5 protein-coding genes are annotated in these 6,681 nt (G+C 68.0%); 3 read left to right on the top strand and 2 right to left on the bottom strand.

Translation table 11 applies throughout. The annotated features are described in order from the left end of the window. The 3 genes from BDIM_RS14460 to BDIM_RS14470 all read left to right on the top strand — a co-directional run. Positions 1–853, top strand: an 853-nt coding sequence (locus BDIM_RS14460) for a PQQ-dependent sugar dehydrogenase (protein ID WP_081461918.1), incomplete at its 5' end; no start/stop codon positions are given. A gap of 291 nt (positions 854–1,144) precedes the next feature. Further along, positions 1,145–2,350, top strand: coding sequence for an acetyl-CoA C-acetyltransferase (locus BDIM_RS14465; protein WP_003166334.1), 1,206 nt, complete (start codon positions 1,145–1,147; stop codon positions 2,348–2,350). A gap of 17 nt (positions 2,351–2,367) precedes the next feature. Then, positions 2,368–4,560: a 3-hydroxyacyl-CoA dehydrogenase NAD-binding domain-containing protein gene (locus BDIM_RS14470; protein WP_003166335.1), complete on the top strand. Its 2,193-nt coding sequence runs from the start codon at positions 2,368–2,370 to the stop codon at positions 4,558–4,560. Between the two features lie 241 nt (positions 4,561–4,801). Here BDIM_RS14470 and BDIM_RS14475 read toward each other — a convergent pair whose 3' ends face one another. Both BDIM_RS14475 and BDIM_RS14480 read right to left on the bottom strand, forming a co-directional pair. Beyond that, positions 4,802–5,620, bottom strand: coding sequence for a TIGR02186 family protein (locus tag BDIM_RS14475; RefSeq protein ID WP_040346326.1), 819 nt, complete (start codon positions 5,618–5,620; stop codon positions 4,802–4,804). Beyond that, positions 5,620–6,543 carry a sulfite exporter TauE/SafE family protein gene (locus tag BDIM_RS14480; protein ID WP_040346327.1) on the bottom strand — a complete coding sequence of 308 codons (924 nt, stop codon included), beginning with the start codon at positions 6,541–6,543 and terminating at the stop codon, positions 5,620–5,622. The genes BDIM_RS14475 and BDIM_RS14480 overlap by 1 nt, the downstream gene beginning before the upstream one ends. Between the last annotated feature and the right edge of the window lie 138 nt (positions 6,544–6,681).

Genomic DNA, 6,681 nt, shown 5'->3' on the forward strand with positions numbered 1-6,681 from the left:
GATCCTGAGCCCGACCTTCGCCCAGGACCGGATGATCTACTGGTCCTACGCCCAGCCGCGAGACGGCGGCAACGGCACGGCCGTGGCCCGCGGGCGCCTGTCGGACGACCTGAGCCGCGTCGAGAACGTGCAGGTCGTCTTCCAGGTCAAGGACACCTATGACGGGGACAAGCATTTCGGCTCCTCCCTGGTCTTCGGCCCGGACGGCAAGCTGTACATCACCATCGGCGAACGCTCGGACAAGCCGATGCGGCCGACGGCCCAGAGTCTGGCCTCGCACCACGGCAAGGTCATCCGCATCAACGCCGACGGCTCGGTCCCGTCCGACAACCCCTTCGTCGGCCGCGAGGGCGCCCTGCCCGAGATCTGGTCCTACGGCCACCGCAACCCGCAGGGCATCGCCGTCCAGCCGGGAACCGGCGCGGTCTGGAGCATCGAGCACGGCACGCGCGGCGGCGACGAACTGAACCTGGAGAAGGCTGGCGCCAACTACGGCTGGCCGGGCGCGGCCTACGGCATCGAGTACAGCGGCGACGCCATCCCCGGCGCGACGACGACGCAGGAAGGCACCGTCCAGCCCGTCTACTACTGGGATCCGGTGATCGCGCCGGGCGGCATGGCCTTCTACGACGGCGCCATGTTCCCCGACTGGAAAGGCAACGCCCTGATCGGCGGCCTGGGCGGCAAACACCTGGTTCGTCTGGTGCTGCAGGACGGCCGCGTGGTCGGCGAAGAGCGCCTGCTGACCGGCCTGGGCGAGCGCATCCGCGACGTAGCGGTCGGGCCTGACGGCGCCGTCTGGGTCGTCACCGACGAGGAGAACGGCAAGCTGGTGCGGCTGGCGCGCCGCTGAGACTGAGAAGACAGGGCGGGCCGCACGACGGCCCGCCCTTTTCACATCCGGCGACCTCACGCGCCTTGTTACTTGACGTTGACGTAAACGTCGGCTTTCTAACGGCCTGAGTTTCAATTCCAGACGCGATGATCGGATCCGTCCGCCCACCGCCTCCCAACCAAGACGCCACCCCGTCCCTTATGCAGCGAGGCGCCGCGCGCCGAGCGATAGGGACACCAAGAACCCGTCCCTCATGCAGTTCGCTGCCGCGCAGCGAACGGTAGGGGCACAACAAGAGAGAGACGCTCCATGGCCGACGCCTACATCTACGACGCCGTGCGCACCCCGCGCGGCAAGGGCAAGAAGGACGGCAGTCTGCACGAGATCACAGCCCTGAGCCTGGCGACCCAGGTTCTGGAGGCTCTGCGCGACCGCAACGGCCTGGACACCGCCAAGGTCGACGACGTGATCCTGGGCGTGGTGTCGCCGGTGGGCGAGCAGGGCTCGGACATCGCCCGCACCGCCGTCCTGTCGGCCGGCTGGGGCCAGGAGACGGCGGGCGTGCAGATCAACCGCTTCTGCGCCTCGGGTCTGGAAGCCGTGAACATGGCCGCCGCCAAGGTGAAGTCCGGCGAGGCCGACATGGCCGTCGGCGGCGGCGTCGAGGCCATGAGCCGCGTGCCGATGGGTTCCGACGGCGGCGCCTGGCCGACCGACCCCTCGGCGGCCTTCCCGACCTATTTCGTGCCGCAGGGCGTCTCGGCCGACATGATCGCCACCAAATACGGCTTTAGCCGCGACGACGTGGACGCCTATTCGGTCGAAAGCCACAAGCGCGCCGCCCAGTCCTGGGCCGAGCGCCGCTTCGATCGATCGGTGATCGCGGTCAAGAACCAGCTCGGCCTGACCCAGCTGGACCGTGACGAGACCATTCGTCCGAAGACGGACATGCAGACCCTGGGCGGGCTGAACCCCTCCTTCGTCATGATGGGCGGCATGGGCTTCGACGCCGTGATCAACCAGCGCTACCCCGAGGCGGCGGGCGTCAACCACGTCCACACGCCGGGCAACTCGTCCGGCATCGTCGACGGCGCGGCGGGCATTCTGGTCGGCTCCAAGGAGATGGGCGAGGCCCTGGGCCTGAAGCCGCGCGCGAAGATCCTGGGCGGCGCCTCGATCGGCTCCGAGCCGTCGATCATGCTGACCGGCCCCGAGCCCGTCACCCGCAAGCTGCTGGGCAAGCTGGGCATGCAGCCGGGCGACATCGATCTGTATGAACTGAACGAGGCCTTCGCGGCCGTGGTGCTGCGCTACATGCAGGCGCTCGACATCCCGCACGATAAGATCAACGTCTGCGGCGGCGCCATCGCCATGGGCCACCCGCTGGGCGCCACCGGCGCCATGATCCTGGGTACGGTGCTGGACGAGCTGGAACGCTCGAACAAGTCGACGGCCCTGGCCACCCTGTGCATCGGCGGCGGCATGGGCACCGCCACCGTCATCGAACGCGTCTGATCCGGGAGCGAATGACTATGGAAAACTTCAAGATCGACATCGACGCCGACGGCGTCGCGCTCGTGACCTTCGACGTGCCGGGCCGTTCGATGAACACCCTGACCTCGACCGTGATCGCCGAGATCCCGGCCCTGGTCGAAAAGATCAAGACCGACGACGCCATCAAGGGCGTGGTCCTGACCTCGGGCAAGACGACCGGCTTCTGCGCCGGGGCGGACCTGGGCGACATGGCCTCGGGCATGCTGGCCGGCGGCGGCGACCTGCAGAAGGCGTTCGACACCGGCTGGGCGCTGAACGGCGCCTTCCGCGCGCTGGAAACCTCGGGCAAGCCGGTGGCGGCGGCCATCAACGGCCTGGCGCTAGGCGGCGGGCTGGAGTTCACCCTGGCCTGCCACTATCGCGTCGTCGAGAACGACCCGAAGATTCAGCTGGGCCTGCCCGAGATCAAGGTCGGCCTCTTCCCCGGCGGCGGCGGCACCCAGCGCCTGACGCGCCTGATCGGGGTGCAGACCGCCCTGATGCAGATGGCCGAGGGCAAGTCCTGGCGCCCGAACGACGCCAAGGGCGCCGGCGTCGTCCATGAGGTCGTCGAGAAGGGCCAGTCGGTCGCGGCCGCCAAGGCCTGGATCAAGAACGGCGGCAAGGCCGTCCAGCCGTGGGACGATCCCAAGTTCAAGATCCCCGGCGGCGGCCCCTACCACCCGGCGGGCGCCCAGGTCTTCATCATGGGCAACGCCATCCTGCGCAAGCAGTCCTACGGCAACTACCCGGCCGTGCTGAACATGATGAAGGCCGTCTATGAAGGCGTGCAGGTGCCGATCGAGGCCGGCCTGCGCATCGAGACGCGCTACTTCATCAAGACCCTGATGACGCCGCAGGCCCAGGCCATGATCCGCAGCCTGTTCCTGTCCAAGCAGGAGCTGGACAAGGGCGCCGTGCGCCCGGCGGGCGCGCCCAAGTCCGATCCCAAGAAAGTCAGCGTCCTGGGCGCCGGCATGATGGGCGCGGGCGTGGCCTATGTTCAGGTCATGGCCGGCATCGAGACCGTGCTGATCGACCAGACGCAGGAAGCCGCCGACAAGGGCAAGGCCCACGTCGAGGAGCTGCTGAAGAAGCGCCTGTCGCGCGGTCAGATGACCCAGGAGAAGTTCGACGCCACCCTGGCCCTGGTCACGGCGACGACGGACTATGACCTGATCAAGGGTTCGGACCTGGTTATCGAGGCCGTGTTCGAGAACCGCGAGATCAAGGCCGACGTCACCAAGCGCGCCGAGGCCCAACTGGCTGAAGGCGCCGTGTTCGGCTCCAACACCTCGACCCTGCCGATCACCGGCCTGGCCGAGGCCAGCGTTCGGCCCGAGGACTTCATCGGCATCCACTTCTTCTCGCCCGTCGACAAGATGATGCTGGTCGAGATCATCATGGGCGAAAAGACCGGCGACGCGGCCCTGGCCAAGGCGCTGGACTATGTCCTGAAGATCAAGAAGACGCCGATCGTCGTCAACGACAGCCGCGGCTTCTACACCTCGCGCTGCTTCTCCACCTTCCTGATGGAAGGCATGGCCATGCTGGAAGAGGGCTATTCGCCCGTGCTGATCGACAACGTCGGCCGCATGACCGGCATGCCGCGCGGCCCGCTGGAGATGCACGACGACGTGGCCCTGGACCTGTCGTACAAGATCGCCAAACAGACCCGCGAGGATCTGGGCGACAAATACGTCCCGACCGAGGGCGAGCAGATCGTCGCCACCATGGTCGAACAGGGCCGCTACGGCCGCAAGAACGGCAAGGGCTTCTACGACTACGACCAGAAGCCCAAGGTCATCTGGCCGGGTCTGGCCGAGCTGGCCCCGACCACCAAGGGCGACGCCTTCGGCGAAAGCCCTGAGGCGCTGGCCGCCATCGACGAGCTGAAGACCCGCCTGCTGTATCGCCAGGCGGTCGAAGTGGCCCGCTGCTGGGAAGAGGGCGTCATCGACGACCCGCGCGAGGGCGACCTGGGCGCCATCCTGGGCTGGGGCTTCGCGCCCTGGACCGGCGGCCCCATCACCTTCATGGACCAGACCGGACTGAAGGCCTTCGTGGCCAAGGCCGACGAACTGGCCGCCAAATACGGGGACCGCTTCAAGGTTCCGCAGCTTCTGCGCGACATGGCCGCCAAGAACGAAACCTTCTACGGCCGCTTCGCGCCGCAGACCAAGGCGGCCTGAGGCTCAGGCACAGACTGAACGGAAAGGGCGGCCTTCGCGGGCCGCCCTTTTTTGTTGGCGCTACGCTCGCGACGCGATCGCTCGCTGCTTGAGCGCAGCCCCAACCTCCGCTCCTCCCGGCGGACGCCGGGATCCAGTCCTTTGGCTGCATCCGCGCGCGTGGAAATCTTGGCCCTCTTCAAAGGCGGAGCGCGTGGTTCTCGCTGGATCCCGGCGTCCGCCGGGATGAGCGGGAAAGGGCCTATCTACTCCTGAACACCCGCGACGCCGCATAGCCCGTCATCGCCGCCAGCAGCACGCACAGCACGCCGTAGCTCCACGGCCGGCGGTGGGCGAACTCATAGATGTCGCGCTCCAGCCCCACCTTCTCGACCGTCAGGGTCATATTGGACACCGACACCGGCGTCCCTTCCTGGAACAGCCAGACCTCGGCGTAGTATTTGCCGGTCGGGGCCACGGCGGGCAGTTTGACCTCGGCGCGGAACAGGCCTTGATCGACGAACTCCACCCCCTTGGGATCGGTGTCGTAGAGGGCCGCCGCCTCCTTCAGCCGGATCACGGCGCGGCGCCAGTCCAGATAGTCCTCGCCCAGGCGGCTGATGACCACGTCGCGCACGCCGTAGCGGGTGACGGTGCGGGCCTCTTCCGGCGCGTCGATGCGCAGGTGGTCCACCCCCACGCCCAGACGGCGCAACTGGCCGAAGTCGGCGATGTCGCTCAGCGGCCGCGTCGAGGCGGTCATGTAGAAGCCGGGCGCTCCCTCGAACAGCACCGGGCGGCTGTTCAGCCAGACCCCCATGTTGCGCGTCTTCTTGACTAGGCGAACCGGCGCGTCGGGGCCGCGCACCACCACCACCACGTCGGCGGGCGTGTCGGTCGGGTTGAACACGGCGCCGTAGAGGACGATCGACGCCCCCTTGAACCCCGAGTCCACATCCACCCGCGCGTCCGTCAGGGCGGCGGCGACCCGCACATCCTCGGTCGTGGCGGCCGAGCGTTCGATGATGATCTCGGGCGCGGCGGCGACGGGCGGCGGCTCGGGCGGCAGAACCTGGAACATCAGTCCGCCACTCCCGGCGCCAGCAGGAACAGGTCGCCAGGCCGCACGAACAGCTCCAGCCCCATCTGGATGCCGACCAGCAGGACGATCAGGCCCAGCGCCGCGCGCATTTCCTCGGCGCGGAACCGGCCCGACAGCTTGGCGCCGTACTGGGCCCCCACCACCCCGCCCAGCAGCAGGATGGTCGACAGGACGATGTCCACCGTCTGGTTGCGCCCGGCCTGAAGCACAGTGGTGATGGCCGTCGTGATGATGATCTGGAACAGGCTGGTGCCGACGACCACGCTGGCCTTCATCCGCAGCACATAGAGCATGGCCGGCACCAGGATGAAGCCCCCGCCCACCCCCATGATGGCCGACAGAATCCCTGCGAACACGCCCAGGCCGAGCGGCGGAATGGCGCTGATGTAGAGGCCCGAGCGCGGGAAACGCATCTTGAACGGCAGGCCGTACAGCCACATGGGGCGGCGGCGCTCCTTGCGCGGCGGCGTCTCGCCCCGGACGCGGTGCAGGATCTGCGTCAGGCTTTCGTACAGCATCATGCTGCCGATCGAGCCGAGGAACAGCAGATAGGACAGGGCCACCACCAGATCGGCCTGACCCAGCAGGCGCAGGTAGCGGAACAGCTCGACGCCCAGCACGGCGCCCAGCGCCCCGCCGACAGCCATGATGCCGCCGATGCGGTAATCGACCGCCTTCATGCCGGAATAGCGGATGACGCCCGAGGTCGAGGAGGCGACGACATGGCTGGCCTGGCTGGCCACCGCCACCGTCGGCGGGATGCCCAGAAAGACCAGAACCGGCGCCATCAGGAAGCCGCCGCCGATGCCGAACAGACCGGACACGAATCCGACCAGCGCCCCCAGCAGAACCAGGAGCGGCCAGTTCACCGAGACTTCGGCGATCGGCAGGTAAATATCCACGGCACGCGCCTTCGGCTGGAAGGACAGGCAATCGGCGCCGGAAAGGCGACTAGGCTTCCGGTCTTAGCGGCCCCTGCGGCGAACCGCCACCCCCGGTTGAACGCGTCGTGCGCCGATCAGGCGGCCGGCGCGGTGAAG

Source organism: Brevundimonas diminuta ATCC 11568 (assembly GCF_000204035.1).
In the GTDB taxonomy this organism is placed as follows: Bacteria; Pseudomonadota; Alphaproteobacteria; order Caulobacterales; family Caulobacteraceae; genus Brevundimonas; species Brevundimonas diminuta.